Raw genomic sequence first — 15,810 nt, 5'->3', positions numbered from 1 at the left:
TATCTCGCCACAGCCTTGGGCGCTTCAGCCCGTTAACCCGGATTCGGAGCCCTGAAGGGACGGGTCGGCCTCACATGCGCCCTGCAGGCAGGCCTCGCCAGCGCGAGAAGATGCTGTCGATCTTCGTCGCCATTATGACGTCGTTCTCGTGCAGGCCGCGGATTTTCTTCGTTTGCAGCGAGACGGTCGCATAGCCCCAGCCGAAGGCGATGTCCGGGTGATGGCCTTCCGCCTCGGCCAATTCGCCGATCTGGCGCACGAATTCCGCCGCCTCGCGGAAATTGCCGAAGCGAAAGCCGCGTTCTATGCGTCGCGCGTCGTCCATCAGCGACCAATCGGGCGCTTCGGCGAGCAGCGCCTCGGCCTTTGCGCGGTCGAGCGGCGGAACGCCGCCGCGGCAGGGCGTGCAGGTCTTTTCCGCGAGCGTCGTCGGCATGTCGGCTTCTCCTTTTTCAGCGGTCGATCTCTCCGAAGACGATATCCATCGAGCCGACGATGGCTGCGACATCGGCCAGCATATGGCCGCTCGAGAGCCGGTCGGCCGCCGCCAGATGGGCGAAGGAGGGCGCGCGGATCTTGCAGCGATAGGGACGATTCGATCCGTCGGCGACGAGATAGACGCCGAACTCGCCCTTGGGCGCCTCCACGGCGGCGTAGACCTCGCCGGCCGGAACGTGAATCCCTTCGCTGAACAGCTTGAAATGCTCGATCGTCGCCTCCATCGAGCGTTTCATCACGCTGCGTTTGGGGGGCGTCACCTTATGGTCGTCGACGGCGATCGGCGTGCGGCCTTCCGGCCTGCGCAGCAAAGCGACGCATTGGCGCATCAGATACGTCGATTGGCGCATCTCGGCCATGCGCACGCAATAGCGGTCGTAGCAATCGCCGTGACGCCCGACGGGAATGTCGAAATCCAGCTCCTCGTAGCATTCGTAGGGCTGCGCCTTGCGCAAATCCCATTGCGCGCCGCAGGCCCGCACAAACACGCCGGAGAAGCCGAGGCCCCAAGCCTCCTCCAGCGACACGGCGGCGATGTCGGCGTTGCGTTGCTTGAAGACGCGATTATCGGTGAGCAATCCTTCGAGATCGTCGCAGACTTTCAGGAATGGATCGCAAAAGGCCTCTATATCGTCGAGCAGAGCTGCGGGCAGGTCCTGATGCACGCCGCCGATGCGAAAATAGCAGGCGTGCATCCGCGCGCCGGAGGCGCGCTCATAGAAGACCATCAGCTTCTCGCGCTCCTCGAAGCCCCAGAGATTGGGCGTCAGCGCGCCGCAATCGGAGGCCTGCGTGGTGATGTTGAGCAGATGCGAGAGCAGCCGCCCGATCTCGCAATAGAGCACGCGAATGAGCTGCGCGCGTCTGGGAACCGCGAGGCCGAGCAGCCGTTCCGCGGCGAGGCAGAAGGCGTGCTCCTGATTGATCGGCGCGACATAATCGAGCCTGTCGAAATAGGGCAGGGCCTGCAGATAGCTCTTGTCCTCGATGAGCTTCTCCGTGCCGCGATGCAGGAAGCCGACATGCGGGTCGACATGGGAGACGACCTCTCCGTCGAGCTCCAGCACCAGGCGCAGCACGCCATGCGCGGCCGGATGCACAGGGCCGAAATTGATGGTGAAGCTACGCTCGCCGTCGGCGCGCGGGAGCGCGCCCGTTCCCGCTCTGGTCCCCAAGCTCATTTCCGCCTCCTCTCGCGCGAAACCCGTTGGGCGCGCCGACGTTATCCCTCATCCATCCTCTATGGGAGGAGACAGAGATGAGCGATCTTCTGCGCTGGGCCGTCGTCTTTCTCGTGGTCGCGCTGATTGCGGCCTTCTTCGGCTTCGGCGGCGTCGCCGGCACGGCGATCGACGCCGCGCGCATATTGTTCTGGGTGGCGGTGGTGCTCTTCATCATCGCCCTCGTCGGCGGCGTGCTGCGGCGCGGCGTCTGAGGCAGCCGGCGACGGCGCCGGAGCGTCGCCGCCGCTTCTCTTCAACGTCGCCGGATGACGAAAGTTGCCGACGTCCTATGGCTCTATATGCTCGACTATCGCTTGCCGGCGAGCGTGGGAGCCGAGATTGGACGAGGTCGACAAAGCAGTCTTCCGGCGCGCTCTCGGGTCGCTCGCGCCATGGGCGGAACGATTGCCCGCGCCGCTACGCATTCCGCTGGACGCTTTCCTGCATTTCGTCGATCGCGACGGCTTCGCCATAGCGAGCCATATCGCGCTCTCGACATTGATGTCGCTGTTTCCCTTTCTCATCGTGGTCACGGCCTTCGCCGGCCTGCTCGGCTCGAAGAGCCTCGCGGACGAGGCGGGCCGCCTGCTGCTCGACGCCTGGCCGCCGGAGGTGGCCGAGCCGATCGCGCGAGAGATCCGGCGCGTCGCGACGGAGCCGCAGGCCGGCAATCTCACCTTCGGCGCGCTCTTTGCCGTCTATTTCGCCTCCAGCGGGCTCGAGAGCCTGCGCATCGGCCTCAATCGCGCCTATGAAACACCGGAATCGCGCAGCTGGTGGCTGCTGCGGCTCGAGTCGATCTTCTATGTGATCGGCAGCGCGGCGGCGCTGCTGGCGCTCTCGGTGCTGGTCGTGCTCGGCCCGCTCATCACTGACGCCGCTGCGCGCTATTTCGACTGGTTCGCGCCTTTCGAGACGATGGTGACGCTCGCGCGCTATGGCGTGGCCACTTTGATTTTGGCGCTGACGCTGCTGTCCGTTCACGCCTGGCTGCCGGCGGGGCGGCGGCGCTTTCTCGACATACTCCCCGGCGTGCTGGCGACGCTGCTGCTGTGGCTCGTCGCCGGCGCCGCCTTCGGCCGCTATCTCGCCGCCTTCTCGGAGCGCTATGCGCTGACCTATGCGGGCCTCGCCTCGGCGATGATCGCGCTCGTCTTCCTCTATTTCTCGGGCGTCATCTTCATCTATGGCGGCGAGCTAAACGCCGCCATCGTCCGCGCGCGCCGCGGCGCTAGATAAAGCGCGAAACAACAAGGGTCTCACCTCATGGCTCCACGCGCGCGCGCTTATTGGCAAGGCTATCTGCGGCTTTCGCTCGTCTCCATCGGCGTCGAGCTCTATGCGGCGACGTCGAGCGCCCAGGCGACGACGCTGCATCAGATCCACAAGCCCTCGGGCAAGCGCGTGCGCTATGAGAAGGTCGTGCCCGGCGTCGGCCCGATCGACTCCGCCGATATCGTCAAAGGCTTCGAGATCGGCGACGATTCCTATGTCGTGCTGGAGCCGGACGAGCTCGACGAGATCAAGCTCGACAGCGGCAAAGCGATCGAGCTGGTGCAATTCGTCGGGCGCGAGGAGATCGATCCGCGCTATTTCGACCGGCCCTATTATCTCGCCCCGGAGGGCGATGTCTCGACCGAAGGCTATGCGGTGATCCGCGAGGCGCTGCGCCGCGCCGGCAAGATCGGCATCGGCCGGCTCACCATGCGCGGGCGCGAGAGCATTGTCGCGGTGACGCCGCTCGGCAAGGGGCTGCTCGTCGAGACCTTGCGCTACGCCAATGAGCTCCGCTCCTATGAGCCTTATTTCGCCGAGATCGGCGAAGGCGACAGCGACGCCGAGATGGTGGCGCTGGCGTCCGAGCTGATCGAGCGCAAGAGCGCGCCTTTCGATCCCAAGGCGTTCAAGGATTCCTACGCCGAAGCGTTGCGCGATCTCGTCGAGCGCAAGCGCGAAGGCCAGGCGATCGTCACCACTGGCGAGGAGGAGCGTCGCGGCCCCGGCAAGGTGATCGATCTCATCGAGGCGCTGAAGCGCAGCGTCGGCGAGAGCGCGCCGCAACCCGTACACGGCAAGGCGCGCGCCGCCGAGCCGGCGAAAAAGGCGAGTCCGGCGAAGACGGCGTCAGCCAAGGCTGCGGCGAAGACGGGGCCGGTCAAGAAGCGCGCGTGACCGCGAGAGGAGCGCAAATTGGGTCCATCCGCGCGCTCGTCATCGGCTCATCGCGCTTCTCCCCGCGCGAGGCCGCTCGCAGCGAAGGACGAGCGGCTCGTCGCCTATCGCGCCAAGCGCGATTTTCACCGCACGGCCGAGCCGGAAGGCGCCGCACGGGCGCAAGGGCAGGGCGCCTATGTCGTGCAGAAGCATCGCGCGCGCCGGCTGCATTACGATCTGCGCCTCGAGCTGGACGGCGTGCTGAAGAGCTGGGCCGTCACGCGCGGCCCCAGCCTCGACCCGAGCGAGAAGCGTCTCGCCGTGCGCACGGAGGATCATCCGCTCGATTATGGGAGCTTCGAGGGAACCATCCCCAAAGGCGAATATGGCGGCGGCGAGGTGATGCTGTGGGACCGCGGCCGTTGGACGGCCAAGGGCGATCCACATCGCGGCCTCGCCGACGGACGTCTCGAGCTCACGCTGGAAGGCGAGCGACTGAAAGGCGGCTTCGCGCTGGTGCGCATGCCGCGCCGCGCAAAAGAGCCCAAAGAAAATTGGCTGCTCGTCAAAATGAAGGATGGGCAGGCCGACGCCGATCTCGATCCGACGCGCGAATGGACGCGCAGCGTCACGACGGGCCGTAGCTTCGCGGAGATCGCCGATGGCGAAACCCATGCGCCGCGCTTGCCGAAATTTCGCGCGCCGCAGCTCGCGACCCCGGCCGCCCAGCCGCCCGCGGGCGAGGACTGGCTGCATGAGATCAAATTCGACGGCTATCGCGCGCTCATCGCGACGGCGGGCGGCGCGTGCCGCGTCTACACGCGCTCCGGCCTCGATTGGACGGCGAAATTTTCGGGCATCGCCGAAGCCGCCGCGCAATTGCCGATGAGAAGCGCGCTCATAGACGGCGAGATCGTCGCGCTGGAGGTGAGCGGCCGCAGCGATTTCGGCCTGCTGCAGAAGATGCTGGAGAAGCGCCCGCGCGCGCTCGTCTTCTACGCCTTCGATCTGCTGGAGCTCGATGGCGAGGATGTTTCCAATGAGCCTTTGCTCGAGCGCAAGAATCGTCTCGCCGCGCTGCTCGCCGAGCCGCCGGCGGCGATACGTTACAGCGGCCATGTGATCGGCGCCGGCGCGCGTTTTCTCGCGGAATGCCGACGCATGGGGCTCGAGGGCGTCGTCTCCAAGCGCGTCGATCGGCCCTATCTCTCGCGGCGCACGCGCGCCTGGATAAAGGTCAAATGTCTCGGCCGCGATGAGTTCGTCGTCGGCGGCTATCGTCCTTCGACGAAGAAGGGCCGCGACTTCGCCTCTCTGCTGCTCGGCGAATTCGTCGATGGCGAATTGCGCTATCGCGGCCGCGTCGGCGCCGGCTTTTCCGATCGCGATCTCGCGCAGATCGGCGCCGCTCTGCGGGCGCATGCGCGCAAGACCTCGCCTTTCGCCGCCGTTCCGGCGGAAATCGCGCGTCATGCGCGCTATGTGGCGCCGCGGCTCGTCGTCGAGATCGATTATACGGAGCGCACCAAGGAGGGAGTGCTGCGTCATCCGACCTTCATCGGCCTGCGCGAGGACAAGCTGGCGAGTGAGGTGAGTTCTCCAACGTCCTGCAATCCTCGCCCTCATGCTGAGGAGGTCGCGAAGCGACCGTCTCGAAGCACGAGGGCGAGATCCAGCAGCCAGCGCATGAAGGCTCCCTCGTCCTTCGAGACGCGGCCTGCGGCCGCTCCTCAGGATGAGGGAGCCTCCATCCCAACGCCTCGCGAGCCGAAGCGAGGCCAGCGATGATCCGCCTCACCAACCCGGACAAGCCGCTCTACCCGGCCGCTCTGCATGTCACCAAGCAGAGGCTGGTCGATTATTGGCGCCGGGTCGCGCCTTTCGCTCTGCCGCATATCGCCGGGCGGCCGCTGTCGCTGCTGCGCTGTCCCAATGGCGCGGCGCATGGCTGCTTCTTCCAGCGCCATCATCGGCGCGGCCTGCCCGCGGGACTCAAAGCCGCGCCCATCGCCGGGAGCGATGGCGAATGGGAAGAATTCCTCTTCCTCGACGATCTCTCCGGCCTCGAAGGCGCGGCGCAGATGGATGCGCTGGAGCTACATATTTGGGGCGTGCGCTTCGATGCGCTGGAACGTCCCGATCGTCTCGTCTTCGATCTCGATCCCGACTCATCCGTCACATTCGAGGAGGTGAAGAGCGCCGCGCGCGATTTCCGCGCTCTGCTGAAGGCGGCAGGGCTCGCGAGCTTCGCGCTGCTCACCGGCGGCAAGGGGCTGCATGTCGTCGCGCCGCTGGATGACGCGCTCGACTGGCCGACCTTCACGGCTTTCGCCAGAGGCGTCGCCGGCCGTCTCGCCGCGGATGATCCGGCCCGCTTCACCGCAATGGCGACCAAGGCGCGGCGCCATGGCCGCATCTACATCGATTATCGGCGCAATGATCGCGGCGCGAGCGCGGTGGCGCCTTTCTCGCCGCGCGCGCGGGAGACGCCTTCTGTGGCGACGCCCGTCTCCTGGGACGAGCTCGGCCGCATAGAGCGCGCCGACTTCTATTGCCTCGACAAGGTCGAGCGCCGCCTCGCGGCGCTGCGCGCCGATCCTTGGGCCGGTTATTTCGAGCTGCGACAAGGCGTCTCGCCGGCGGCGCTGCGCATGTTCGCCGGAGCGCGAGTATAATCGTGAAGTTCCGCTTTTCGGGAAGGCCGGCGCATGGAGACGACCGAATTGTTCCGCCGCCTGACGGTGGCGCTGGCGATCGGCCTTTTGATCGGCCTCGAGCGCGGCTGGCAGGCGCGCGAGGACGAGGAGGGCGAGCGCGCCGCGGGCTTTCGTACCCATGCGCTGGCGGCCCTCCTCGGCGCCGTCTGGGGCGCCATCTGCAATCAGACCGGCATAGGCGGCGCGGTGTCGCTCGGCCTCGCCTTCGTGGCGTTCGCCGGCGCGATCGTCCTGTTTCGCTATCGCGAGATCGTCCATGACGAGACCTTCGGCGCGACCACAGTGGTCGCCGCTATGCTGGCTTTCGCGCTCGGCGCTTTCGCCGTCGTCGGCGATGTCGAGGCCGCGGCCGCGGCGGGCGTCGCCACTGCGGGATTGCTGGCGCTGAAATCCGCGAGCCATGGCTGGCTGCGGCGCCTGAGCTGGGAGGAGCTGCGCTCCGGCCTGACGCTCGCCGCCATGACGGTCATTCTGCTGCCGCTGCTGCCGGACCGCGCCGTCGATCCGTGGAAGACGGTCAATCCGCACGAGATCTGGCTGCTGACCGTGCTGATAGCGGTCATCAACTTCCTCGGCTATGTGGCCATGAAGGCGGCGGGCGGCGTCGGCGGCGTGGCGCTGACCGGAATTGCCGGCGGCCTCGTCTCCTCCACCGCCGCGACGATGACGATGGCGCGCCTCGCGCGCGAGCAGAGCGAAGGCGCGCCGCTCTTCGCCGCCGGCGCGTTATTCGCCAACGCCACAATGGCGTTCCGCGTGCTCGCCGTTGTCGCGCTGATCGATATCGAGCTCCTCGGCGTTCTCGCGGCGCCCTTCGCGGCAGGCGGCGCCGTCATGCTCGCCTTCGCGCTTTTGTTCATGCGCCGCGCGGTCGCCTCTTCGACCGATGTGAGTCATGCGTCGAAGAACCCTCTCGATCTCGGCGTCGTGCTTCAATTCGGTGCGCTCCTCACCGTGGTCGCGATCGTGGCGCGTCTCGCGACCCGAATGGCGGGCGAGGCGGGCGCGCTCGCGGTCGCGGCGATCTCAGGCGTCGTCGACGTCGACGCCATAACTTTGTCCGTCGCGCGGCTCGATCGCGCGACGCTCACGCTCGATGTCGCTGCGGCGTCGATCGGCCTCGCGGTCGCCGTCAACACGCTCTCCAAGGCGGCGCTGACATGGTGGATCGGCGGCGCCGGCCTCGGCTTTCGTGTCGCCGCAGCTTCCGCGCTCGCGCTCGCCGGCGGCCTCGCGGTCGCGCTGCTCGCGCGCTGAAAGGCGCGGAACCTTCGCCGGCCCCGCAAGTTTTCCAAGGCAAACACGGAGTCGAATGATGAAGATCAAGGACATCATGACGCGCGAGGTCTGTCTCGTCGAGCCCGAGCAGACGATCTGCGACGCGGCCAAACGCATGGCCGATCTCGACATCGGCCTGTTGCCGGTCGGCGAGAACGATCGTCTCGTCGGCATGATCAGCGATCGCGACATCGCCTTACGCGCCATCGCGGCCGGCAAGGGCGCGGAGACGAAGATTCGCGACGTCATGACCAGAGACGTTCGCTATTGCTATGAGGATCACGACGTCGAGGATGTCGCGCAGAACATGGCCGAGCAGCAGCTGCGTCGGCTGCCCGTGCTCGATCGCGGCAAGCGCCTCGTCGGCATCGTCTCGCTCGCCGATCTCGTGATGGATCGCGACGCCGGCCTCAGCGGCGCGACATTACGCGGCGTTTCCCAGCCCGGCGGTCACCATTGCCAGAGCGCGCGCGCCGCCTGAGCGGCGAGAAAAGCAAATCCGCCTATTGGTCGGCCGAGGTCGGGCGCAAGAGCAATGCGCTGGACCTCGAGCCCGACGTCTTCACGCAGGACGATCCCCGCGCCATAGCGCGCTCGCTGAGGCGCTCGGCGGAAAAGAGCGATCGCCGCAAGAGCGCGCCCTTCCGCTCTGCAATGTCCATGTTGACCTTCTACATCAATCGCGCCGGACGCGGTCTGCCGGCGGAGCGCCGCCGCATTTTAGAGAGGGCCAAGACAGAGCTGCGGAAAATATTCGGGCGCGCTTGAAGCGGGCGACGCTCAGCCCGCAAACGGGCCGAGCGCGGCTCTGATCTTCTCCGCCTGCGCCTTCAGCTTCTCGCCATCGGCCATGGTTCCCGGCGGCCGCAGCGCGACGCCCTCGAAGCGCGGCAGAATGTGGAAATGGAGGTGAAAGATCACCTGTCCGCCGGCGCTCTCATTGAACTGCTGCAGGGTGAGGCCCTCGGCGCCGAAGGCGTCCTTGGCCGCCTTGGCGACATGCTGCACGCGGGAAATGAGCGCCGCGAGCGCGGCCGGGTCGATGTCCAGGAGATTGCGCGCCGGAACCTTGGGGATCACCAGCACATGGCCCTCGGCGCGCGGCATGATGTCCATGATCGCCAGCGCCACATCGTCCTCATAGACCTTATGCGCCGGAATCTCCCCGCGCAGGATTTTGGCGAAAACATTGTCATTGTCATAGGCTGCGGCCATGGGGCTTCTCCCGTCTGAAACCAGCGAAATCGGGCGGAACGACAGAGACGTATGAAAGATCGCGTTTCCACCTCCCCCCTCCAGGGTGAGGTCGAGCGCCGAATGCGCTCGGGAGGGGGACTTCCCGAATCTCGGACCCCGTCCGGCCATAGGGCGTTCTATAAAGAACGCCCGTCGCAAGCGCCGGGCTATTCGCCGGCCGACCCTCTCCCCTGAAGGGGAGGGTGATGCGCGCCGTCGATCGTGCGTCCGAAACTAATCGCCATATTCGAAGCTACGCTTGTTCTCCTGGCGGAAGCGATGCGCCGGATAGACGCCGATGATCTCCAGCTCCTTGGAGAAGAAGCGCAATTCGTCGAGCGCGCGGGCGAGCGGCGGCTCGTCTGGATGGCCGTCGACATCGGCGAGGAAACGCGTCGCCGCGAATTCGCCGTCGACCATATAGCTCTCGAGCTTGGTCATGTTCACGCCATTGGTGGCGAAGCCGCCGAGCGCCTTGTAGAGCGCCGCCGGCACGTTGCGCACGCGGAAGACGAAGCTCGTCATCGTCGGGCCATTGCCCGCCGCCGCCCATCTCGACGTCTTCGACAGCACGACGAAGCGCGTCGTGTTATGCGCGGCGTCCTCGACATTCTCGGCGAGAATGTCGAGACCATATATGTCCGCTGCGAGGCGCGGCGCGAGGGCGGCTTTGCTCGTGTCGTTCCACTCGGCGACTTCCCGCGCGGCGCCGGCGGTGTCGCCGGCCGTATGGGCGGTGAGGCCGAGCGCGCGGATGATCTTGCGGCACTGGCCGAGCGCGTGCACATGGCTGTAGACGCCGCGCAACGTCTCGCGCGTCGCGCCGCGCGGCGCCATCAGCTGAAAATGGATCGGCAGAAAATATTCGCCGATGATGTAGAGCCCGGCGTTGGGCAGGAAATGATGAATATCCGCCACGCGGCCGGCGATCGAATTCTCGATCGGGATCATGCCCAGCGCCGCGACGCCTTCGGTCACTGCCGCGAAAGCGTCCTCGAAGCTGGCGCAGGGCAGGGGCTCGTAATCGGGATAGGCGTCCCGGCAGGCGATGTCGGAATTGGCGCCGGGCTCGCCCTGATAGGCGATTTTCGGCCGCTCGCTCATCGACGGCTCCGTTCGTCTTTGTCCCGCGCCTCGCGCAGGCGTTGAAGGTCGGCGCTGGTATCCACCCCGCGGGCGGCTTTGTCCAGAATCATGGCGTCGATGCGCATTCCGGCCTCGAGCGCGCGCAGCTGCTCCAGCCGCTCGCGAAGCTCGAGCGCGGAGGGCGGTAGGGAAGCGAAGCGCGCCAAAGCCGTGCGGCGAAAGGCGTAGACGCCGATATGATGGTAATCCGGCCCCTCGCCGAATGGCGCCGGAGCGCGGGTGAAATAGAGCGCCCGCATCCGACGCGGCGCGATCTCGGCGCCGATTAGCTTGACGGAATTGGGGTCGTCGCGCTCGCCCGGCGCGGCCGGCGCGGCGAGCGTCGCGATATCCACATCAGGGTCCGCGAGCGGCTCCAGCGCGGTCGCCAGCGTATCCGGGGCGATGTCCGGCTGGTCGCCCTGAAGATTGACGATGATGTCATGCTCGCCGGCGGGATCGAGGCCGGCGACCGCCTCGCCGACGCGGTCGCTGCCGCAGGCGTGATCGCCGCTCGTCATCGCCACGCGCCCGCCGGCCGCTGCGACGATCGCCGCGATCTCGGGAGAATCGGTCGCCACCGCGACCGGGCCGATCGCGGCGGCGAGGGCCTTTTCCAGCACATGCAGGATCATCGGCCGCCCCGCTATGGGCGCCAGCGCCTTGCCGGGAAGGCGCGAGGAGCCCATTCGGGCGGGGATCACGACGAGTGGGCGGCTCAATAGGCGATCTGGTCTTCGCCGACCCAGCCCTTGTCGGATCGCACGAAATGCAGCGTGCCCTCGGCTTTCAGCACTTCGCCCTTCTGGAAGCTCTGGCTTTGCGCGAGACCGAGATAGGCGCAGCGTCCGCGTGCGCGCTCATTCGCGCATTCGGCCTCATAGGCCTCCGGGAACTGCACCTCGGCCTCGTACAAGAACTCATAGGCCTCGGCGTTCGGCGTTTTCAGCGCGCGGCCGTCGATTTTCTTGAAGGAGATCAGCTTGCCATTGACGCCTTGCTTGGAAAGCAGATTGCGCAGCACTTTGGCGCCGACGGCGTCATTGGGCTCGCGGCCGCCGCTGCAGGCGGCGAGCGCCAGCGCCACCGCGCCGATGAGCGCCAATCCGAGACCACGAAACTTCATCGATTTTCCTCCCACGCCGCTGACGGCCAAACCCGATCGGCGGCCCCCGGCCGGCTGGGTTTGCCACAAAGCTCGGTCCCGAGCAAAGGCGTCGTGGACAAGCGCCCGCAGAGCGCGCTCACTGCCGCGGAGGCGTCATCACAAGCCACTGTTTTTGACTTAGTATCTGGAAAGTTGTAGAAAATTTTGCCAGATGGTTGCATTTTTATGCAGCTGAGCTAACCTCAGCCATGCCAAAACGTGATGCGCGTCAGGCAGCGTCGGGGGGCAAAGAAGAATAAGAACCCAAGGCGTGCTTTTGCGTTGGATGCGTATCGGCAGACAACTTCGAATACCCTGCGGAGTGCTCAGGTCCGCCGCATCTCCTGGGTCCGTGGGGTTGGCCGGCTGGCGTTGGTTGGAGTGGCCTCCTTAAAGCCAGCGCCAGTCGGCCGCCTTCGTTTCGGGAGAAACGAAGGCGGCCGCAGCCGGTGGGCGTGACGATCGAGGAACAATCTTCTCTCCGCCTGAAACGAAACGAGCCCGGAACGGAGAAATCCGCTTCCGGGCTCGTTTCGTTTCAGTATCACTTAGAGCTTCGGGCGTCTTCGAGCTTCGAAGCCGCGATAGCGGCGCCGTCGGCGGCGGAAGAGGCGGGCTGGCCCGCCTCGCCTTACTTGATCTTGGTTTCCTTGAACTCGACATGCTTGCGCACGACGGGATCGTATTTCTTGAACACGAGCTTCTCGGTCTTGGTGCGGGCGTTCTTCTTCGTCACATAGAAGGAGCCCGTGTCGGCCGTCGACAGAAGCTTGATCTTGATCATGGCGGATTTGGCCATTGCCGTCAGTCCTGAACTTGTGAGGGGACACTCTCGCTCCGGTCCCGATCCTCACGAACCCGGCGGCGAATTGGCCGGCACCATAAGGACGCGGGCGCCTTTGTCAAGGCGGGCGGCGGCGCGCGATCTCGCTAAATTCGCTCGTAATGGGCCATTTCGGTCTATATTCGGCGATAATTTCGGCGTCGGAGACGCAAATGCCCGATATTTCGATTTCGACTGAAGCGCTGGACCAGCTCTTCCGAACTTTCGACGCGCTTGTCGGGAACCGATGCGACGGCCCCGCCTGCGCCGTTCCCGCGCTTCTTTGGGCGAGTCGCTGCTGTTCGACGACCGCCGCTGGAGAGACCGACGAGCATGGCGTAGGTTTCTATATGCATTGCGCCGAGTCGGACGATAATCGGATGGTGTTCGTCGAAACTGTGCGGGGCCGAGTCGGCGTCGGTCCGGCGCGCTTGTTCGGACAGGGCGTCCATCACATATTCTTCATTGACGGGCGCTTCGGATGGCTTTCGGAATGACGGGTCACCGTGCCGGACAGCCGCCGCCCGCACGCCAGCGCCTCAGGCAGGCGCTGTCCTGCGGCTGCGCGAGTGGGACGACGAACTCTGATCGATCCATATTCGATGCGCCGCGCCTCGTCGGTCAGAGCGGCGCTTCTCGGTCGAAGACGACACGAGCGAGCATGGCGCCGTAGCGACCATTGCCGTGGACCATGGCTCCGATTCGATCGGAGAGAGGGGCGCCTTCAGCATCTCGCTCCGCGAGCAGGCTGAATTCCTGACGATTGAACAGTCCGTTTTCCGCCGCCTCGTCGATCGGTGGAATAATTCTCACGTCCTTGGCTTTGGCGATACGCGCGCAGACCGCGCGGAATATCATCGCGATCGATTCGGCGTCGCCGCATTCGACGGCCGTGTAAAAAGGCGGGAATTCTGGCGGCATCTCGCTTTCCGGGACTCCAGAGCCGGGGTTGGGAGCCGCTACGAAAGTGATCGGCTTATCGGTGACGGATCGAATGAGGCGTCCGATTTTCATCGCGTTGACGCTTCCAATGATGCGTTCGCTGGCGCTGATGTAGCAGGCGTCGGACAGGAGATATCGTCCGCGCTGCGGACCGGGCATGGAGTCGCAGCAATAGTCTCGATAGAGGTCCACCAGATGGCCGATGCTCAGGCCTTGTCCAACGATCACGAACGCGTCGTATAGGTCGAGCTCGATCGACTCTCGTCCGCCGCTGAACGCCGCAAACTCGCGCCGTAGCTCGTCGGTTGCGCCTTCGAGCTCGCGGCCCTTCATCTGCAGGGCGGGGAAATTGCGGGCGTGCATCGAAAAAAAAGTCGTCTCGTAATCGGGCGCCGAGATGTCGATCGCTGCAATCCCTGCTCCGAGAGCTCCGAGGTGAGAATCTCCGATGAGGCAGAATTTGGTCACGGCGCAAAAGCCTCCAGAAGAACGTCATCGCAAAACGCTTCTTGTAGAGCGTTTATCTTGTCGACGCCCGAGAGCGCGCTGCGCATATCATCGTTGGATGTCTTCGGCGCGTCCGCCGAATTCACATCCACGCCGCCGTGCTGACGAAAGAAAGCGCGCATCACCACATCGACTCCGGCAGCCGAAATCGATCGAAGGTTGCTTTCGTAGAAAAATCCACGCGCCGGCGCGCCAGCGATAATTTCATAGGAGGGAAAATAGTCTATGTCTGGGAAGGATGTGGCCAAATAGCCTGCGACCGCGCGAAGGACGGATTTGGAATAGACGGTCGCCGCCAGAACATGGGCGCCGCTGGCCGTCGCCGTGAGCGGCACCGGAGACACTGTGAGAATGAAACGTATGTCGTTCTTGATCGTCTTCAGCAGGCTTCGCAATTCGAGAAAATCCTGCAGAATTTCTTCATAGTTGAAGTTCTTGAAGGCGTAAGACGCAGGATCGTACGAGCCGACGATCGTGCCTGGAGCCGTCGGATAGACTGTCCCGTCCTCGCGATGTATCCAGCCTTCGGTCAGTCCTAATGTGAATACGAGGAGATCGGTTCGTTCGAGCATCGATCGGACGCGCTCGAGATGTTGGCTTCGATGCGCCGCGACCGCCTCCGGCGTGTACAATCCCTCCGGCTCGACCGAGGGACGCAGCGCGTCATAGAAGCGGTCGTCTTTCTCCCAAACGCCGACGAGAGGAGCGCGAAGGCCGCTGCATTCTTGTATCAATTGCAGCAATTGGCGAACCGTATACACATTACCGTAACGAGCGGAATAAAGCTCGAAGCCGAATTGCTGCGCCGCCTTCGTGTCGAGGCCGGGTGGCGGCGGTTCAGCGTCGAGGACCTGAAACCCACGGATTCGCATACGATTTGCGATGTGTTGCGCAAAGCAGCTGCCGGCGGTCGCGATCCGTTCGCTTCGACCGATCTCGAATTTCTTTATATAAATATCCTCCAACTCGAGAGGATGCTTTTCGACGACGCCCGTCTTCCAAAAAGAACGGCCTTCGAGTCCTGAATAGGGGGACAGCAATTTACTCTCCGCTCGAACTTAATCTTGTTAGGCCAGTAAGCTACTGGGCTGCCCGAATCACGTCAAGTGTCGCTGCCGTTGTTTTTCGTGGGGTTCTGCGCTCCGTTGGGAAATTGCGTCCCGCGCACATCCGCAGCGCCCGGCGCGGCGCGCATCTCGGCCGCCTTTGCTCAGCCGGAGAAGCCTCTGATGAATCCTCACGATTTGCCGGCGCAGTAACTGCGGTGATGGATCTTGGTTCCCGCTTTTCGAGCGTCTCTCTCGCCTGCGCCGAAGCGAGGTTCGCTCGGGCGGGTTCACTTTAGCGTCGTCGCCGGAACCCTGATCAGATGCCCGCAACTTCGAAGCGGCGAGAGTCGAGCGTCCAGAGTTCGAGTGGGGCGGTGCGTAAATTTATGTCGGACTTCGCCGCCATCCGATCGAGAGAATCTTCCGGGATTTCGGAGTTTCGGATAAGAGCGCCGAGATTCTCTAGTGTTCCGTAATCCCACACAGAAAGCATATCGCGAGGCGTAGCGACAGATAATTGATCATTGATGAAGCTTTCTCCAGACGGATATTTGAGGTGAATCGTCGTGTAGCTGCCAGCCTCGAACCACTGCTGATAATATGCGCCAAACCGCACGTTCAGGTCTGGCCGCGAATGCACGACGTAGTCGAATCGGCCCATGTTGTCGACGATCTGCAGACCGATTTTCGATAGATAATACTGATAGAAAATGTTTCTCACCGGCCTGCCACTCGGAAGCTGCTCCAAACCACAGATTTCGTGAATTATTTCTTCTGGAGGCGGCTCGATGATCAACGAATGGACGACATCTGGCTGCTCCATCAGGGTCCTCAGAAACGCCCGGTCTTGCGTGGACCAAGTGGCGAAAAACAAGCTGGGGTTGCCTCCGTTGGTTCTGACCTCGTCCGCGAGCGCTCTCGCACGAGCGAGACCCCCTTCGAGGTCGGGACGAAATGGTCCCCTCATGAAAATCGCAACCTGCATGTCGGCGTCACCTCTTAATTTATAGTATAGCTTAAGCCGAGACCGGATTTTGTCAAGGGTTGTGGTCAAACGGGCAGGGCTCCGAATCCGGGTTAACGGGCTGAAGCGCCCAAGGCTGTGGCGAGA

General features: G+C 64.3%; 18 protein-coding genes. 8 read left to right on the top strand and 10 right to left on the bottom strand.

Translation table 11 applies throughout. The annotated features are described in order from the left end of the window. Nucleotides 1-70 precede the first annotated feature (70 nt). Both KP010_RS03405 and KP010_RS03400 read right to left on the bottom strand, forming a co-directional pair. A complete protein-coding gene (locus KP010_RS03405; protein ID WP_142864456.1) occupies nt 71-436 on the bottom strand; it encodes a 4a-hydroxytetrahydrobiopterin dehydratase in 366 nt (121 codons plus the stop codon). A 16-nt stretch (nt 437-452) separates the two neighbouring features. Then, a complete protein-coding gene (locus KP010_RS03400) occupies nt 453-1,679 on the bottom strand; it encodes an NADH-quinone oxidoreductase subunit D (protein ID WP_142864457.1) in 1,227 nt (408 codons plus the stop codon). Nucleotides 1,680-1,756: 77 nt separating this feature from the next. Here KP010_RS03400 and KP010_RS03395 point away from each other — a divergent pair, with 77 nt between their 5' ends. From KP010_RS03395 to KP010_RS03360, 8 genes are all read left to right on the top strand, one after another. After that, a complete protein-coding gene (locus KP010_RS03395) occupies nt 1,757-1,933 on the top strand; it encodes a DUF1328 domain-containing protein (RefSeq protein WP_024880202.1) in 177 nt (58 codons plus the stop codon). Nucleotides 1,934-2,060: 127 nt separating this feature from the next. Continuing rightward, nucleotides 2,061-2,960, top strand: coding sequence for a YihY/virulence factor BrkB family protein (locus KP010_RS03390; protein ID WP_246659998.1), 900 nt, complete (start codon nt 2,061-2,063; stop codon nt 2,958-2,960). Between the two features lie 27 nt (nt 2,961-2,987). Further along, a complete protein-coding gene (locus KP010_RS03385; protein ID WP_142864458.1) occupies nt 2,988-3,893 on the top strand; it encodes a Ku protein in 906 nt (301 codons plus the stop codon). Nucleotides 3,894-3,911: 18 nt separating this feature from the next. Next, the gene (ligD, locus tag KP010_RS03380; protein ID WP_142864459.1) at nt 3,912-5,663 is read left to right on the top strand and encodes a non-homologous end-joining DNA ligase; all 1,752 of its coding nucleotides are present in this window, start codon (nt 3,912-3,914) and stop codon (nt 5,661-5,663) included. Then, on the top strand, nt 5,660-6,550 hold the full coding sequence (gene ligD, locus KP010_RS03375) for a non-homologous end-joining DNA ligase (RefSeq protein ID WP_142864460.1): 891 nt from the start codon (nt 5,660-5,662) through the stop codon (nt 6,548-6,550). Before ligD (KP010_RS03380) ends, ligD (KP010_RS03375) begins: the two co-directional genes overlap by 4 nt. A gap of 33 nt (nt 6,551-6,583) precedes the next feature. Continuing rightward, nucleotides 6,584-7,849 (top strand): MgtC/SapB family protein, encoded by a 1,266-nt coding sequence (locus tag KP010_RS03370; RefSeq protein ID WP_216280420.1) that lies wholly within the window; start codon nt 6,584-6,586, stop codon nt 7,847-7,849. A 58-nt stretch (nt 7,850-7,907) separates the two neighbouring features. Then, complete coding sequence (locus KP010_RS03365) at nt 7,908-8,351, top strand: CBS domain-containing protein (RefSeq protein WP_142864468.1); 444 nt, start codon at nt 7,908-7,910, stop codon at nt 8,349-8,351. Beyond that, the gene (locus KP010_RS03360; protein ID WP_142864462.1) at nt 8,327-8,638 is read left to right on the top strand and encodes a DUF3175 domain-containing protein; all 312 of its coding nucleotides are present in this window, start codon (nt 8,327-8,329) and stop codon (nt 8,636-8,638) included. The genes KP010_RS03365 and KP010_RS03360 overlap by 25 nt, the downstream gene beginning before the upstream one ends. A gap of 12 nt (nt 8,639-8,650) precedes the next feature. Here KP010_RS03360 and KP010_RS03355 read toward each other — a convergent pair whose 3' ends face one another. The 8 genes from KP010_RS03355 to KP010_RS03320 form a co-directional block, all read right to left on the bottom strand. Beyond that, nucleotides 8,651-9,085, bottom strand: coding sequence for an HIT family protein (locus KP010_RS03355; protein WP_142864463.1), 435 nt, complete (start codon nt 9,083-9,085; stop codon nt 8,651-8,653). A 255-nt stretch (nt 9,086-9,340) separates the two neighbouring features. Beyond that, the gene (locus KP010_RS03350) at nt 9,341-10,210 is read right to left on the bottom strand and encodes a prephenate dehydratase (protein WP_142864464.1); all 870 of its coding nucleotides are present in this window, start codon (nt 10,208-10,210) and stop codon (nt 9,341-9,343) included. Beyond that, complete coding sequence (locus KP010_RS03345) at nt 10,207-10,953, bottom strand: 3-deoxy-manno-octulosonate cytidylyltransferase (protein WP_142864465.1); 747 nt, start codon at nt 10,951-10,953, stop codon at nt 10,207-10,209. Before KP010_RS03345 ends, KP010_RS03350 begins: the two co-directional genes overlap by 4 nt. Beyond that, nucleotides 10,950-11,357 (bottom strand): hypothetical protein, encoded by a 408-nt coding sequence (locus KP010_RS03340; protein ID WP_142864466.1) that lies wholly within the window; start codon nt 11,355-11,357, stop codon nt 10,950-10,952. Before KP010_RS03340 ends, KP010_RS03345 begins: the two co-directional genes overlap by 4 nt. A gap of 652 nt (nt 11,358-12,009) precedes the next feature. Then, on the bottom strand, nt 12,010-12,177 hold the full coding sequence (gene rpmG, locus KP010_RS03335; protein WP_108918013.1) for a 50S ribosomal protein L33: 168 nt from the start codon (nt 12,175-12,177) through the stop codon (nt 12,010-12,012). 645 nt (nt 12,178-12,822) lie between these two features. Beyond that, nucleotides 12,823-13,611: a hypothetical protein gene (locus KP010_RS03330; protein ID WP_142864778.1), complete on the bottom strand. Its 789-nt coding sequence runs from the start codon at nt 13,609-13,611 to the stop codon at nt 12,823-12,825. Next, nucleotides 13,608-14,690: a GSCFA domain-containing protein gene (locus KP010_RS03325; RefSeq protein WP_256448882.1), complete on the bottom strand. Its 1,083-nt coding sequence runs from the start codon at nt 14,688-14,690 to the stop codon at nt 13,608-13,610. The genes KP010_RS03330 and KP010_RS03325 overlap by 4 nt, the downstream gene beginning before the upstream one ends. Before the next feature lie 325 nt (nt 14,691-15,015). After that, nucleotides 15,016-15,684 (bottom strand): hypothetical protein, encoded by a 669-nt coding sequence (locus KP010_RS03320; protein WP_142864779.1) that lies wholly within the window; start codon nt 15,682-15,684, stop codon nt 15,016-15,018. Nucleotides 15,685-15,810: the final 126 nt, after the last annotated feature.

Origin of the sequence: Methylosinus sp. KRF6, assembly GCF_018887255.1 — a bacterium.
GTDB lineage: Bacteria > Pseudomonadota > Alphaproteobacteria > Rhizobiales > Beijerinckiaceae > Methylosinus > Methylosinus sporium.
This window is presented reverse-complemented; position numbering and strand designations above follow the sequence as displayed.